At 65.5% G+C, this 13957-nt stretch carries 15 protein-coding genes and 1 tRNA gene; 4 read left to right on the top strand and 12 right to left on the bottom strand.

All coding sequences use genetic code 11. The features are described from left to right. Positions 1–190: 190 nt before the first annotated feature. Positions 191–691: a YajQ family cyclic di-GMP-binding protein gene (locus HD593_RS55020; RefSeq protein WP_221526720.1), complete on the bottom strand. Its 501-nt coding sequence runs from the start codon at positions 689–691 to the stop codon at positions 191–193. 262 nt (positions 692–953) lie between these two features. On the opposite strand from HD593_RS55020, the gene HD593_RS55015 reads away from it, so the two are divergent. Further along, positions 954–2186, top strand: coding sequence for an IS256 family transposase (locus HD593_RS55015; RefSeq protein WP_185110780.1), 1233 nt, complete (start codon positions 954–956; stop codon positions 2184–2186). Positions 2187–2439: 253 nt separating this feature from the next. Continuing rightward, positions 2440–2524, top strand: a tRNA-Tyr gene (locus tag HD593_RS55010). Between the two features lie 218 nt (positions 2525–2742). On the opposite strand, the gene HD593_RS55005 is transcribed toward HD593_RS55010, so the two are convergent. From HD593_RS55005 to HD593_RS54970, 8 genes are all read right to left on the bottom strand, one after another. Further along, complete coding sequence (locus tag HD593_RS55005) at positions 2743–4107, bottom strand: tyrosine-type recombinase/integrase (RefSeq protein ID WP_185110779.1); 1365 nt, start codon at positions 4105–4107, stop codon at positions 2743–2745. Then, a complete protein-coding gene (locus HD593_RS55000) occupies positions 4104–4295 on the bottom strand; it encodes a helix-turn-helix transcriptional regulator (protein WP_185110778.1) in 192 nt (63 codons plus the stop codon). The genes HD593_RS55005 and HD593_RS55000 overlap by 4 nt, the downstream gene beginning before the upstream one ends. Next, positions 4292–5905 (bottom strand): replication initiator, encoded by a 1614-nt coding sequence (locus HD593_RS54995; RefSeq protein WP_185110777.1) that lies wholly within the window; start codon positions 5903–5905, stop codon positions 4292–4294. Before HD593_RS54995 ends, HD593_RS55000 begins: the two co-directional genes overlap by 4 nt. Continuing rightward, positions 5902–6051, bottom strand: a complete 150-nt coding sequence (locus tag HD593_RS54990; protein WP_155128686.1) for a hypothetical protein — start codon at positions 6049–6051, stop codon at positions 5902–5904. Before HD593_RS54990 ends, HD593_RS54995 begins: the two co-directional genes overlap by 4 nt. After that, positions 6048–7466 carry an FtsK/SpoIIIE domain-containing protein gene (locus tag HD593_RS54985; RefSeq protein WP_185110776.1) on the bottom strand — a complete coding sequence of 473 codons (1419 nt, stop codon included), beginning with the start codon at positions 7464–7466 and terminating at the stop codon, positions 6048–6050. The genes HD593_RS54990 and HD593_RS54985 overlap by 4 nt, the downstream gene beginning before the upstream one ends. 89 nt (positions 7467–7555) lie before the next feature. Then, positions 7556–7876: a hypothetical protein gene (locus HD593_RS54980; RefSeq protein WP_185110775.1), complete on the bottom strand. Its 321-nt coding sequence runs from the start codon at positions 7874–7876 to the stop codon at positions 7556–7558. Then, the gene (locus HD593_RS54975; protein WP_185110774.1) at positions 7873–8139 is read right to left on the bottom strand and encodes a hypothetical protein; all 267 of its coding nucleotides are present in this window, start codon (positions 8137–8139) and stop codon (positions 7873–7875) included. The genes HD593_RS54980 and HD593_RS54975 overlap by 4 nt, the downstream gene beginning before the upstream one ends. Then, positions 8139–8564, bottom strand: coding sequence for a plasmid replication, integration and excision activator (locus HD593_RS54970; protein WP_185110773.1), 426 nt, complete (start codon positions 8562–8564; stop codon positions 8139–8141). Before HD593_RS54970 ends, HD593_RS54975 begins: the two co-directional genes overlap by 1 nt. A 164-nt stretch (positions 8565–8728) precedes the next feature. On the opposite strand from HD593_RS54970, the gene HD593_RS54965 reads away from it, so the two are divergent. Next, a complete protein-coding gene (locus HD593_RS54965; protein WP_185110772.1) occupies positions 8729–9142 on the top strand; it encodes a hypothetical protein in 414 nt (137 codons plus the stop codon). A 12-nt stretch (positions 9143–9154) separates the two neighbouring features. On the opposite strand, the gene HD593_RS54960 is transcribed toward HD593_RS54965, so the two are convergent. Then, entirely contained in the window at positions 9155–9889 is a 735-nt protein-coding gene (locus HD593_RS54960; RefSeq protein ID WP_221525414.1) for a GntR family transcriptional regulator, read from the bottom strand. A gap of 252 nt (positions 9890–10141) precedes the next feature. After that, entirely contained in the window at positions 10142–10429 is a 288-nt protein-coding gene (locus tag HD593_RS54955) for a hypothetical protein (protein ID WP_185110771.1), read from the bottom strand. Between the two features lie 342 nt (positions 10430–10771). Between HD593_RS54955 and HD593_RS54950 the strand changes: the two genes are divergently transcribed. Beyond that, positions 10772–12061: an NsdA family TPR-like regulatory protein gene (locus HD593_RS54950; protein WP_185110770.1), complete on the top strand. Its 1290-nt coding sequence runs from the start codon at positions 10772–10774 to the stop codon at positions 12059–12061. 15 nt (positions 12062–12076) lie between these two features. Here HD593_RS54950 and HD593_RS54945 read toward each other — a convergent pair whose 3' ends face one another. After that, the gene (locus HD593_RS54945) at positions 12077–13471 is read right to left on the bottom strand and encodes a toll/interleukin-1 receptor domain-containing protein (protein WP_185110769.1); all 1395 of its coding nucleotides are present in this window, start codon (positions 13469–13471) and stop codon (positions 12077–12079) included. Positions 13472–13957: the final 486 nt, after the last annotated feature.

Raw genomic sequence — 13957 nt, 5'->3', positions numbered from 1 at the left:
CGCCCGCGTGTCGCGAAGCCGCCCGCGTGTCGCGAAGCCGCCCGCGTGTCGCGAAGCTGTTCGCGCGCTGTGGAAGCTGTCGGCGCGCGCCACGGAGCGGCCCGGGACACAGAACAGCCCATTTGTGTCCCGGATACGCTCTCCGCGATCGTCGTGTGCGCCAACTCGGAGCCGTACGGCATACCTCGGGCTAGCGGTAGTTCACGAACTGCAGGGCGATGTCCAGATCCTTGCCCTTCAGCAGGGTGATGACGTCCTGCAGATCGTCCTTCTTCTTGGAGCTGACCCGCAGCTCCTCGCCCTGAATCTGCGCCTTGACCCCCTTCGGCCCCTCATCGCGGATCAACTTGGAGATCTTCTTGGCGTTCTCCTGGTCGATGCCCTCCTTCAGGCTGACCATCATCCGGTACTCCTTGCCCGACAGCTTGGGCTCGCCCGCATCGAGAACCTTCAGCGACAGCCCTCGCTTGACCACCTTCTCCTTGAACACGTCGAGCGCGGCACCCGCCCGCTCCTCGCTGTTCGCCTTGATCTCGATGTTGTTCTGCCCGGACCAGCTGATGCTCGCCCCGGTCCCCTTGAAGTCGAAGCGGTGTCCGATCTCCTTGACCGTCTGATTGAGCGCGTTGTCGACCTCCTGGCGGTCGATCTTGCTAACGATGTCGAAAGATGAATCGGCCAAAGCACCCATCCTCTCAACTGCGGCGAAATCGGCCCGGCCCACGAAACGCCCGGACCCAGCGAACGAGCCTAGCCAGCATCGGCCCTCCGTGCAGGACCACGCCCCCTTGCGCGCCCCCAACACGAAACATCCCCTTCACCCGAAGCCCTGGTCACGTCCCGTCGAGTGGTGTAGAACCGGCCCTCATCGGCGCGTCGCCTTTAACGACAGAGGGCCATCGCGTGAGTCTCTGTGTGAAACCGCCAAGTGACACGCAGAGGAGAAGCACACGATGGCCCTGGACCAGTCTGCCCTGTTAGAAGTCCTTTCGGTACTGAAGAACTCCGAGGCGAGCGAACGTATCCGGCACGCCGCCGAGACCATCTACCAAGCCCTCATCGAGGCCGAGCTGACCGCGGTGATCGGCGCCGCCCCGAACGAGCGCACCCCGACCCGGGTGGCGCAGCGCAACGGGCACCGCCCCCGCACGCTGACCACCACCGCGGGTGATCTGGAGCTGCAGGTTCCCAAGCTGCGCACCGGCTCGTTCTTCCCCTCGCTGCTGGAACGCCGCCGCCGCGTGGACCAGGCCTTGTTCGCCGTGGTGATGGAGGCCTACCTGCACGGCGTGTCCACCCGCAAGGTCGACGACCTGGTCAAAGCCCTCGGCGCCGACACCGGCATCTCCAAGAGCGAGGTCTCACGGATCTGCGCCGACCTGGACGAGGAAGTATCCGCCTTCCGCGACCGCTCGCTCGCCAAGCAGAGGTTCCCCTACCTGTTCCTGGACGCCACCTACTGCAAGGCGCGAGTGAACCGGCGGGTGGTCTCCCAGGCCGTCATCGTGGCCACCGGCGTCAGCGCCGACGGCCGCCGCGAAGTCATCGGCTTCGCCGTGGGTGACAGCGAAGACGGCGCCTTCTGGACCGCGTTCCTGCGCTCGCTCAAGGCGCGCGGCCTGGCCGGAGTGCAGCTGGTCATCTCCGACGCGCACGCCGGCCTGGTCGCCTCCATCGGCGCAGTGCTGCTCGGCGCGGCCTGGCAGAGGTGTCGCGTGCACTTCCTGCGAAATGTCCTGGCGACCGTCCCGAAGGGGTCGGCCGAGATGGTCGCCGCCGCCATCCGCACCATCTTCGCCCAGCCCACCCCGGACATGGTGCGCGACCAACTCGGCGTGATCGCGGGCATGCTCGGCCGCCAGTTCCCCAAGGTGCAGGCGATGCTGCACGAGGCCGCCGACGACATTCTGGCCTTCGCCGCGTTCCCGCCCGGGCACTGGAAGAAGATCTGGTCGACCAACCCTCTCGAACGGCTGAATAAAGAGATCAAACGCCGCACCGACGTCGTCGGCGTCTTCCCCAACCCAGAAGCGCTGCTCCGCCTGGCCGGTGCGGTGCTGGTCGAAGCCCACGACGAATGGCAAGTCGCCGACCGTCGCTACTTGTCGGAAAGCTCCATGGCCCTGCTCACCCCACCCACCACCAATCCACAGGGGGTGGCGCACACCGAACTCATGACGGCATAGTCGAACCAGCAGAGCCTCACGCGAGAACCGAACTACACCACTCCGCGGGACATGACCGAAGCCCTCACATCGCTCCACCCCTGCGTAACCGATCCCATCGACCACCGGCCCGAGCCGGGACGATCAGCCCCAGACGCGGAGAGCCGCCAGAGCAAGGCGAGGACGACTCAGACCCGCCTCGGGACAAACCGGTGTCACGTGCACCTCCGAAGTCCGCTATTCTTCTGTCTGTCGCCGCGAGAGCGGATGGCACGGCAGGTTGCCCGAGTGGCCAAAGGGAGCGGTCTGTAAAACCGTCGGCTCAGCCTACGCAAGTTCGAACCTTGCACCTGCCACCAGCAGTAGCTGCAGGTCAGAGGCCCTTCGGGGCCTCTTCTGCGTTTCAGGGGTGTGCAGCCGGATGCCGCTCTGAGCGGCCTGTTGTCGCTGGTCCACCAATATGCGTGCAATGATCTTGGGCGCGTTTCCGCAGGTCGGGCCTTGGTTCCGGCCAATACGCGGCCAAGAGCAAGAGCCCCGGTGGTGGCCGGGGCTCTGGGCGGGGTTGAGGTGTGGGTCATGCGGCGAGGGCGTCGCCGATCCGCTTGTTGGCGATCTCCTGTTGGCCGTCGATGCACTTGGCGTAGACCCTCAGCAGGACATCGACGCTGTGGCCCGCTCGTTCGGCCACATCCGGAGCTGACACGCCCGCGTTGAGCCAGAGGGACACCGCCGCGTGCCGGAGATCATATGGACGCTTGGCGAGCGGAGAGGCGACCTGGGCGGGCGTGAAGGCCAGGAGCCGGGCGGCCTGCCAGACCTCTGTGTAGGCCGTGGAGGCGACGACACCGCCTCGTTCGCTGCGGAAGATCCGGCCGTCCTTGGCCGCTCCGTACTCGGCGATGTGCTCGCGAACGATCTTGACCAGCTCGGGAGGGACGGGCACCGGTCGGACGTCTTGTCTGCCCCGGTGCTTGAGGCCGCGTTCCTCGTGTGCGTCCCCTGTGTCGGTCCACTGCGTGTTGACCTCGGGTCGAGATACGTCGATCGTCAGCCGTCCCCAGCCTGAGGCGGGCAAGTGGCAGTCCTGGATGCGGAGGCCGACTGCTTCGGCCGGTCGAAGGGCGGCGTAGTACATGCAGGCGAAGAGAGCCATGAGCCGCCGGCCTCTGCCGCGTCGTCCCACGTAGGTCACCGCGATCAGCAGTTCTTGCGCCTGGCGCGGGTTCACCACGACGCGAGGGTCCACCGTCTCCGTGGTCTTGGGCGGCTTCCACTTGATCTTGTGCAGCGGATTTGCCGAAAGTTCTTCCAGCTCTACCGCGTACTCCAGGAGGGCGTGGAAGACGGCGCGCTTGCGGGCGATCGTCGTGGATGCTGCGGCCTTGCCGTCGAGGCACAGCGTCAGGGCGTGCAGGGCGAGCCGTACGGTCTTGGCTTCTTCCAGGTTGGCCAGGTCGAGCGAGGCCGCCTTTATCCAGGCCACGGCGGCGGTGTGCTGCTGCGGTACGGTCGGGCGCTTGTCTTCGGGCAGGAGGAGGAGCTTACGGAGAACCGTGCGCAGCTCTTGGGCATCAGGGCGGCCCGCCCGTTCCTTGGTCAGGGCGGGTAGGACCGTCGCCAGGGCATCGGACATGCTGTCCCGGCTCTTGGCCGCTGAATGTGGCCACTTCATCTCTATGAACGCCTGGGCGAACTCCAGAACGCTACGAGCGTCCTTGGCTTTGATCATGGACGTTGGTAGCCCGGAGTCGACGTCGAAGGCTTCACCCCGCTTGGCGGCCTGGCGTAGGTCGGACAGGAAGCTTTCGGCGAGGGCCTTGGTGCGGTAGGTCTTCGAGGAGCGCTTGCGGGCGACGGACCAGCGGACGACGTACGAGGGTGTCTTGCTGGACTTGTTGCGGCTGATTTCGAAGAACTTCACGTCGTACGAGGTCGTCATGCGGCGCTCCGGAGGGATTCGAGCCAGGCGTTGAGGTCGCTGCGGTAGATGCGAATTTCGCCGTTGGGCAGGCGGATGCCCTCCGGTGCCTTGCCGACCTCACGCCAGCGGTAGAAGGTGCGCCGGGAGACGCCGCCGAGTTCGTCGAGGACCTGTCGGACGGTCAGCAGCTCGTCGCGTGTGGTCATGCGGCCCTCCCCATGTCCTCGGTTGCCGAAAGTTCCTGGCCGTCTCCTTTGGCTTCCAACGCTCTGAGGTGGGCTCGCCAGCGTTGGCGTTCGTGGACGGATCGGAGGAGGCGGACGGCGAGTGGTGGCACGTTGGCGTCGCCGGCCGGGACTGGGCGCCAGACGTAGCGGTGTGGGTCGGTGGGCTCGTCGGCCTGGCCGAGGGCTTCCAGGACCCAGGTACGGCGGTCCTGCTTGTGCTCGGCCAGGGTCTTGTTCGACCACTTCCGGGAGACCAGGACGCGACGGCCCGCGTAGCCGAGGTGTTCGGGCTTGTGGGCCTTGCCACGGCAGCGGCCGGGGTGCATGCCGGGCTTGGCGTCCTTGGGCTGGATGCCGTAGCGCAGCCAGTTCGGGCAGGTGGGTGAGCAGGGTTCGTAGCGGAGCGCGTCGAGCATGCGGGCGGCGTGTTGTTGCTGGGCCTGGCCGCCGTCGAGGGCGTCGCCGAGGCTTTTGGTGAAGTACTTGGACAGGTAGCGGATGCACTGGTCGGCGTCCGGGGTTCCTGCGAGCACGCCTTGGACGTCGACTTGTTCGCCGAAGCGGATGACGTGGAGCGGTTCGGCATCCTCGTCGAGTGCGTCGAGGGCTTGGTCCCAGGTGGGCAGGACTTCGCCGGTGGCCGGGTTCAGGTAGCCGGTGCCGTCCTGCCAGATGGGCATGTGGTCGCCGTCGAAGATGACTTCGTCGGCTTGGGGCCACCAGACCTGGTGGTAGGTGGCGGCGGCTATCTGCTTGATCTCGGCGCGTGGGAGCGTTCCACGGATGGCCATGTGCAGGTGCGGGGCGAGCCGCTTCTGAGGCTCCACGGAGGCGAAGTACTGCACGTCATAGCCCGCGACGCGGCGCAGGTTCTGCACGAAGCGGTCCACGAGCTTGGAGAAGTGCAGCGCGTCCCGTGCGGCGCGCCGGTAGTCGTAGGTGTCGGGGTCGATGGGCGCGCCGTCGCGAACCTTGCCGTACGAGGGCAAGGTGAGCGTGACGAACAGGGATGGCCGGTAGATCTTGCCGTCGGTACCTTGGAAGGTGCGTCCAAGGGTGGTGGGGGTCATCTTGCGCTTGGGCAGGTCGGGCGCGTCCTGGCGCCGTCTGGTCGAGCGGGAGCGCTTGGCGGCGGTACGGCCCAGGACGTTGCCGCGCATGCCTGCGGCGTTGATCTCCTCGTCCAGGCCGGAGATGATCGCATCCAGTTCGGTGGTGTCGTCGCCAGCCTTTTCGGCGGCGTCGCGCTGGGCTTGGTAGTCGGCGCGGAACTCCACCAGCCAGCGCTGTTCCTCGTTGGGCTCGTCGGGTGTGATGGCGGGTTCGGCGTCGAGGTGCCAGCCCTCGCGGCATTGGGCCTTGCGGAGCTGCTTGTTGCGCTTGGCGCACGGCGGGCACTTGCTGTCGAGCGTGGCCCCGCACGGGACATCGATGATCTCCGTCTTGCCGGTGACGACGTCGAGGCGCTTGAGCGGGATGGGGCGGATGCAGACGCCGTGCTGCTTGGCGACCTCTACGAGCACGTCGCGGGCCATCGGCATGGCCTGTCGGACGGCCCGGGGCAGGGCGCGGTCGTGCGCATGGGTCATATGGTCCTCCCTTCGTCGGGGTCGGTGACGATAAGCGCGGTCTGGCCGCACTCGGAGCACTCGACCAGGCCGCGGACGGGGTCGAGCCAGAGAACGTCCAGGGTGAGGCAGGTGGCGCAGCGCAGGCCGTGGAGCAGGTGAGTCATGCGGCCTGCCCGTAGTAGGCGACCATGGCGCGGATGTCGGTGTCGGAGACGTAGGCGGCACGAACCCGAATCGGTTCGGGCGAGGTCTCCAACCGCACGTAGGCGACGCCCGCGCCCAGCTCCGGGACGGGCGAGATGTGGTCGGCTAGGGCGCCCCGGTCGCGTGCGCCGTCGCCGAGGACCATGTCCACCTGCTCGGACTCATCCAGCCGGAGGGCGATCTTGTCGGGGAACAGGTTGCGGATGTTCATGACCTCCTTGCGCGGGTCCTGGAGAGCCGCCATCACGCCGACGCCGACCGAGCGGCCCTGGGTGGCGAGCGTGGCCAGGGCGGCGGAGATGCGCTGCCGCAGTTGCCGGTCGGGTTGGTAGGCGGTCAGGAACGCCACCTCGTCCACGAGGACCAGGACGAACGGGTCCTCGATCGTCGGGACGTGGGAGCGCTTGAGACCGGCGAACCGGGCGGCCCGCTTCTGCATGACGCTGACCGCCTCGTCGAGCAGATCGGCGCAGTCGGCCGGATCGGCGGCGTAGCGGCCCTCGAACAGTTCCCGCCCGAAGGACAGCTCCATCAGCTTGGGATCCAGCGCCCAGACCTCAGCCAGCCCCGCCCGCATCGCAGGGAGCAAGCCGCGGATGGTGTCCCACAGGAACGAGCCCTTGCCGGCCCCGGTCGCGCCCGCGATCAGCACGTGCGTTCCGTGGACTTTGAGCCGGAGCGGTCGGCCGTCTTCCTGTTTGCCGATCTCGACTGGTCCGACCGTTGGCTCGTCCGGGATGGGAAGGGCGGGCATGGGCGCGGCCAAGGGATCGCTGCGCGGGAAGGTCAGCAGCAGCCGCCCGCCCTTGACGAGCGCGACCCGGCAGGAGGTGGCGCCGAAGCCGTGGGCGAGGTTGTCGATGCGGTCGGACCAGTCCTTGACCGCCTGGCCGCCGAGCATGCGGACGGTGATGCGGTCGGCCCAGCCGTCGCAGGTGACGCGGAGCAGACGCGGCATGTAGACGCGTCCGTTGACGCGCTTGGCCAGGCCGGAGACGTCCATGACGCCGTGCCAGTGCCGCCGGTAGATCGACATGAGCCGCCACCAGGCCAGCAGTCGGAAGCCGACGAGGCGGGCGAAGAGATCGCCGTCGGTGCAGGCCCAGGCGAGCAGGGACAGCACGACGAAGCCGAGCGTGGAGGCCGCAGCAGGCCAGCCGTACCCGTAGCAGATGCCGCCGAGGGCGACGGGGACGGCGACGGCGACCGGGTGCCGCCAGGTGGTGCGGATGAGGGCGGACAGGAAGCGCCAGCCGTAGACGAGGAAGGTGATGATGGCGGGTGTCTTGAGTACGGCCGGTCGGAAGACGACGGCCGTGTCGGGCGTGGTGGAGACGAGGTTGCGCGCCTCGTCGCCAGGCAGCCGCTTGAACATAAGCTGGGTACCTCTCGTGATTGAGCAAGTCGTGGGAGAACCGAGGGGCCGCCGGAAGTTGCCGCTTCCAGCGGCCCCGCCTTCTTGTGTCAGGCCGCCGTGTCGGTGGCGTCCTTGTCGTCGGCCGTCTGTTCGGCGTGCAGTTGCTCGCAGTCGGCCAGGTAGCGAGCGGCGGCGTTGAAGATGTCGCGGGCGAGGGTCAGGTCGGCTTCGGTGACCGGTCCGGCCCCGGTGGTGGAGATGTGCACGTTCGCCTCGCAGGAGGCGAAGTCCAGGTACAGGCGCGGGCTGCTGAGCAGGAGCCCGGCACGGACCTTCAGGCGCGGGGTGTGGGAGGAGACGCCGATGTGCGGCGCGGAGTCGGGCTGCAGGGACAAGGTGACGTAGGTGTAGGGCCGGGGCTCGCTCACGCCGCCACCCCCTTGCCGTCCGGCAGACCGTAGAAGCTGCGTTCCACGGAGCGGGCGAAGCGGTGGGCCGCGTGGGCGAGCTGGCGGGCGAACTCCAGATCTTCGGCCGTCACGGGTCCGCTGGTGGTGACCAGGACGGAGGTGGCGCCGAAGTCAAGCGCCAGGACGGGCTCACGGCGGGCGAACGGGTGGTTCATGGTGCGGGCGGCGTGCCCGGTGGTCAGCCGGATCACGCTGTTGCGTGGAGTACGGCGTCGGGTCATCAGGCGGCTTCCTTTCCGGCCGAAGCCTTGCTCTGGGCGGGCTGATTGAGCTGGCGGGGAGCGTGCATCTGCTGAACCTTGATCGAGTAGGCGAGACGTCCGGCCGCGTTGACGTACGGGGTGACGGACATGCCGTCGAACTCGACCGGCGTGAACGGCAGCCCCGGCATGGGCTGCGGCGGCACCGGCTGGACCGGGGCCAGGATCTTGACCGCCACCGTCTTCTGGGCGGGCTTGAGGGTCGGGTCGCCGTCCATGACCGCGACCTGCCAGACCAGTTCGGCGGTCTGCTTGTCGCGGGCCTGCACGAACCGGCCGTTCGTCGAGGCGTCGAAGTCCTTGACGGGCTCGACCTCGCCGACGATGTAGCAGCCGTGCGGGAAGACCATGGCGAAGGTGACGGGGATGGGGCCTTGCAGAGCCATAACGTTGGTTCCTCTCTTGGATGACAGGCACTCGACCTATCAAGTAGCTAGACGATAACTCTCCGTAGCTTGATAGGTCAAGTGACTAGGTGTCGGGTGACGGGCGTGTCACCAACGCGATAGACAATCGCCCAAGCCTATGGCGGACATCTGGGGAGGATCTGGTGCGAATCTTGTGGAGTTTCTTAGCGGGAATCGGGATCGCCGTGCTGGCTGGGCTGTTCCTGCTGGCACTGATGCCGGTGTGGCGTGACGATGCCCGGCTCGACGACTTTCACGAGCGCGTGCTGGCCATCCCGCTACCGCCTGAGACGCGCAGCACCGGCGACAGCGAAGCCGAATTAAGCAAGAACTCCGGTGGAAGTGGCGACTACTGCCACTTCGAGATCCGGCTGCCTCTCAGCACCGGTCTATCGGAGGGGGAGATCGGCGCCTACTATCGCAAGGCCGCGATTACTGGAGTGGCGAACGAGGCCGACGTCCGTCTGGACTGGGGCGAGGACACCGAAGACGGTAGAGCCGTCGTTGTGGAGTTCAGCGACGTCTACTCCAGCGACTGGGACTTCCGCTGCACATAGATAGCAACCCCGTCACGTGATCGGGTAGGCGTCTTCCAACTCGTGCCGGTCGGCAGGTAGCAGGACCTCGACGACAGCAAGGGGCCGGCCGGAGGCGTCACGGACAGCGCCGAAGACCGCCAGGAGTGGGACGTTCTTGGGCATGGCCAGTTGCTTGGCCTCGTCGGCCGCAGGCATGCGCGCGGTGATCTGCTCCACGATGTGATCGAACCTGACGCCCTTACGAGCCTGGAGATGCTCGCGGAAGCCCTGCCGCAACGGCTCACCGCTGGTGAGGTCCGTACCACCGGAAAGATCCAGTGGCAGCCACAGCGACACGAGCTCGGTCGGCTCGCCGTCACGCACGATGAGCCGCCGCCGGACGAACACCTTGCTCTTAGACTGCACGTCGAGCAGCGCACCGACGCGGTTCGGGGCGGTGACGGCGCCCACTTCCACGACTTCGCCGGTGGTGTCGTTCTCGGGTGTGGTCAGGTACGCCTGTCCGGGCCGCTTCTGCTCGACGGAGGCCATGGCCGGACGGCCGCGCACGAAGCGCCCTTTACCCTGCTGAGACTCTATCCAGCCCTGCTCACGGAGCACGCGCAGGGCGGCGACCACGGTGGGACGGGAGACGCTGAACTCCTGGATGAGCTGGTTCTCACTGGGCAGGAGCGTGCCCGGTGGGTAGTCTCCGGCCTCGATGCGCCTCTGCAGAGTCTGGACAAGCTGCGCATACTTAGGCGGCACGGACTCTAGCGACATCATGACCGTCCAACAGCCGACAGGTTGTTTTACCAAGTTTGAGAGTAACCGGCGAACCACAGCCTGTCCACGCGGTTGGGGCAAGGCCGGGAGCCGTACAGAGAGAACCGGCAGGCAGCCCAGCAGCCGGGCGGGGAAAGGACGCCGCGGGGGCCACCACTGCAGCTGCCTGCCGGGAAAGGCGCGACGAGACAAGGCGGCGGCAATCCCTACCTCCTTTTGGCAGGGAGCGCACTTGTCTCGCCGCGCCGGTCATCACCTGGCGATGTACTCAGCCAGAAGCTTCGCCGCACCCTCCGGATCGCGGGTCGGGTGCCGCTGCTCGGCGCTCTGCCACGAGTAGTAGGCCCCGCCGAACCCGACGAACACCCACACCGGCAGCCCCGGCTCACGCTTGTGGACGACCAGCGCGGTGTTGTCGTCGCGCAGATCGGCGTTGACACCGAGGTGCGTGAGCTGGTCGCGCAGCCGGACGAGCATGTCGCTCTCACGCTGGTTCTGCAGGAAGCCGTTCATCGCCGCCTGCATGATCGAGTTCATCATCCGTTCCCTTCGGCCTGGCCGCCTCCGAGGCAGTCGAGACACTCCCGCTCCTCACTAGGGGTCTGATCTCTGCTGTCATCGCCGATGAGGAGCGCACGGCGCGAGTCGCGCAGCTTGATCCCGCGTCCCCGGCAGCCGGGGCACGGCGACGTCTTGCTCATCTCGTCTGGCCGGATCACCGTCGCCATCTCCTCGTTCATCCGGCGTTCCCTGTGGCGGGAGGCCGCGTGACGTACCGTGGTTGATTGATGACAAGTCCACCGGCAACCGAGTCTGAGCAGGACCCCTGAACGGCCCCCTCATTTCCCCTTTCGAGCCCCCAGCCGGGAGGAAGACCCGAAGATGCCCGACTACGTCCCGAACGTGCGTCTCCGCGCCTGGCGCAACCAGGAACACCTCAACCGCGCCCAGATGGCCGAGAAGATCAACGCCACACCCATCGGACTCGCGCAAAGGCTGACCTGTGACGAGGAGCGAATCCGGCGCTGGGAAGCAGGCGAAGTCAAGTGGCCGCGCACTGAATACCGGCTCGCGCTGACCCAGTTGACCGGGAAGGAGCCGGAAGATCTCGGGTTCTCCCAAGGGAGACAGAACGAGAGCCGCCTCATCGAGGCCCGCGTCATCCCGGCTGACGCCCTCCGTGCTGAGGCCGACCTGTACGGGACTATGGAACTCGCCCAACAACTCCAGGCATCCGACGTCGGGACCGGCACCCTGGAGGCCCTTGCCGAGGCCGTCGATCTACTGTGCCGCGCCTACCCCGTTGTACCCGCGAGCACCCTACGAGACCGCACCCAAAAGCGCCTGGCGCAGATCAACCACCTGCTCGCTGGACGCCTCACCCTGGACCAGCACCGCGAACTGCTCGTGATCACTGGCTGGCTCACCGCCCTGCTGGGCTGCGTTCACTACGACTTGGGCGAGAGGGAAGAGGCCGAAACCGCCCGACGCGCCGCCTTCGAAATGGGCCGCCAAGTCGGACACGGCGAACTCATGGGCTGGGCCCACGAAATGTCAGCCTGGTTCGCCCTCGTCGAAGGCCGCTACGAAGACGTCGTCACCGCCGCCCGAATGGGCCAAGCCGTCGCCGGCACCAGCAGCGCCATGGTCCAACTCACCCTCCAAGAAGCCCGCGGCCTGGCCCGCATCGGAGATCGCCGCGAAGCCGACCGCGCCCTATCCCGTGGAGCCGAAGTTCTCAGCAGCCTGCCAACGCCTGACCACCCGGACCACCACTTCGTCTTCGATCACTCCAAGTGGGTCTTCTACGCTGCCACTTGCTACACCTGGCTCGCGGACGACGACCGTGCCGAGGAACACGCTCGCGAAACTATCCAGATGCACACCCGTTCGGACGGCACCTCTAACGCGCCCATGCGCGTCGCCGACGCGCACATAGATCTTGCTATCGTCCACGCCCGGCGAGGGGAGCTTGACGCCGCTGTTGAGGAAGGCATGACCGCACTTGATATCGACCGGCGTTCTCTCACGGACCTCGTCAACCGCGCAGGAGATCTTGACCGTGTTCTACGACATCGCTTCCGGCGAGAAACGCTTGCCGAAGAGTTTCACGCACGATTCATGGTCGCGCGCCGTGCACTTACAAGTCGGCAACCAGAGTTGCTCGATTAAGGAGGCTGGACTTATTTAATCTTCGTCTCCAAGAGCGTTAAGGGCGTCCTTCCATCCCTGGAAAATCGCACTGATTTCCGCAAAGGTTAGCAGCGCCTGCTGTATCTGAGCTAGAGGCCTATTGAGCGGCTTGGATATACCTTTGCCTGACTCGATGGCTGTGCGCAGTACGTCTAGCTGCCCAAGAGAGTTCACTCCTATATCTGCAAGGTTGGCGATGCTGTCGACAAATGTGATCGTGTTCTCATTATCGATAGGCATCTTCCCTCTAGCTACCATTTCGATGCCGAACCGAACTCCTACGTCCCACCGATTAAGAGTGGACAAGAGGCGTTGTGAAAGGTCAGCCGCTTCCTCAGAGAGGGGGTTTAGCTGGTCGGCAAGTTGGCTTGAGACGGCGAGCTTTGCCCCAAAAGTTTGTGCGCTAGCGATTCGCGGTGCAGTATTGCTAGTTGATTCGCCAACCTCTGTGATAATCTCTGCAAATCTTTCGAGGTCAGTGCGTACTTGTGGTCCAGAGTCCTCCATGTCGGCGAACAGTTCGAGGAGGCCCGAATCTTCCTCCGTCGAGATCAGTTCGCTCCGCGAAGCATGATTCTCGGTCGTTTCTACGCTTGATAGCACCTCTTCGATCCGATACGAGATTTTCTCAACCGTTTGTATCCACTCCGATGAACCCCGATCCGTGGAACGCATGTTGTTGAGCGGCAACGCTTGCAACTTCTTGACTGTCATCCACAAGTCGTCTGAATCAAAATGTGCGTCTATCCGCTCAAAGTTCGAATACACGAGCGGGATGATTAGACGCGTCTCTGAGTTGGCGCCTAGAAATCCAAGAAATTCCTTGAATTCCTGTCGGCACATCTCGCTGCGCAGATAGGCGGGAGATATGAATGCGAGGAGTATCGTTGATGACGACAGGCCCATTCGAATTCTATCTCGCCAATCTTCGCCGGGTGCAATCGAATCAGTGTCTTTGAATACCTTGACGGTCGAACCAGTGAGGCTTTCGAGCATACTTTCAATATCGCTAACGATATTGGATATGCGACTATGTGTGGCCTTGTCATCGATGCGTGCGTAAGACGCGAAAATCGAAACCTCAAGTGCCAGACTGGAGGCGGGAATAGGCAGCGGAGCGCTCTGCTCGCCAGCGTCACGCGTCGCGGTCCAGCGCTCTCGCCACTCCTCCTCGTCGCCATCGAGTGCGGCAACGAGCTTAGCTAGCACAGGCCAAGAGGGAACGCGGGGGCCACGTAGCGCTGAGTGAACAGTGGTGTGGCTAAGATCGCTGGCTTTTGCGATGGCCCGTGTGCTCGGCTCGCCTGCCCGGAGGTGTAGCTGCCTCAGGGCGGCAAACAGCTCCTGAGCTGCGGGTGAGATGTCCTTGGATGGTGACTTGGCGTTCATTTGCGCTCTCCGCTTGACAGATCCATAGGCCGTACGCTTGTGTAAGCCATCGTAAAGATGACACTAGCTTACAGTCTCGTACGGGCTGCCGAAGGGGCGGGGTGCTGGCCGTGGCCTAGACAGTGCCCCAGGAAGGGTGTTGATGTTAGTCGACATACGTTGGGTGCTGCTGCTGCTTGCAGTGGCGGGAGTCGTTCTGCTCACCCGGAAGAGAGAGGGATGGGTCGCCCCGATTACAGTCGGGGTCGCTGTAGCGGGGTTGCTGGTCATTATCTTCAAGCTCTAGGGGCGAGACTATTCAAGACTATTCAACGCAGCACTGCCGAACTGAGCTTATGAGTATCAAGCGGCGGCGCGCCGCGCCGCCGTATGCCCCGCGTCGACGTCCCCGCGCCGCGCTGCGGCCTGGAGGCCGGTCACGGCGCGGGCGTCGCGCGGGGCATCGTCGCACGGCTGCCGCGCCGCAGCCAGCTAACGCGCCGACCG

The organism is Nonomuraea rubra (assembly GCF_014207985.1).
Taxonomy (GTDB): Bacteria; Actinomycetota; Actinomycetes; order Streptosporangiales; family Streptosporangiaceae; genus Nonomuraea; species Nonomuraea rubra.
The sequence above is the reverse complement of the archived record's forward strand: the minus strand, read 5'-3'. Positions and strand labels throughout refer to the sequence as shown.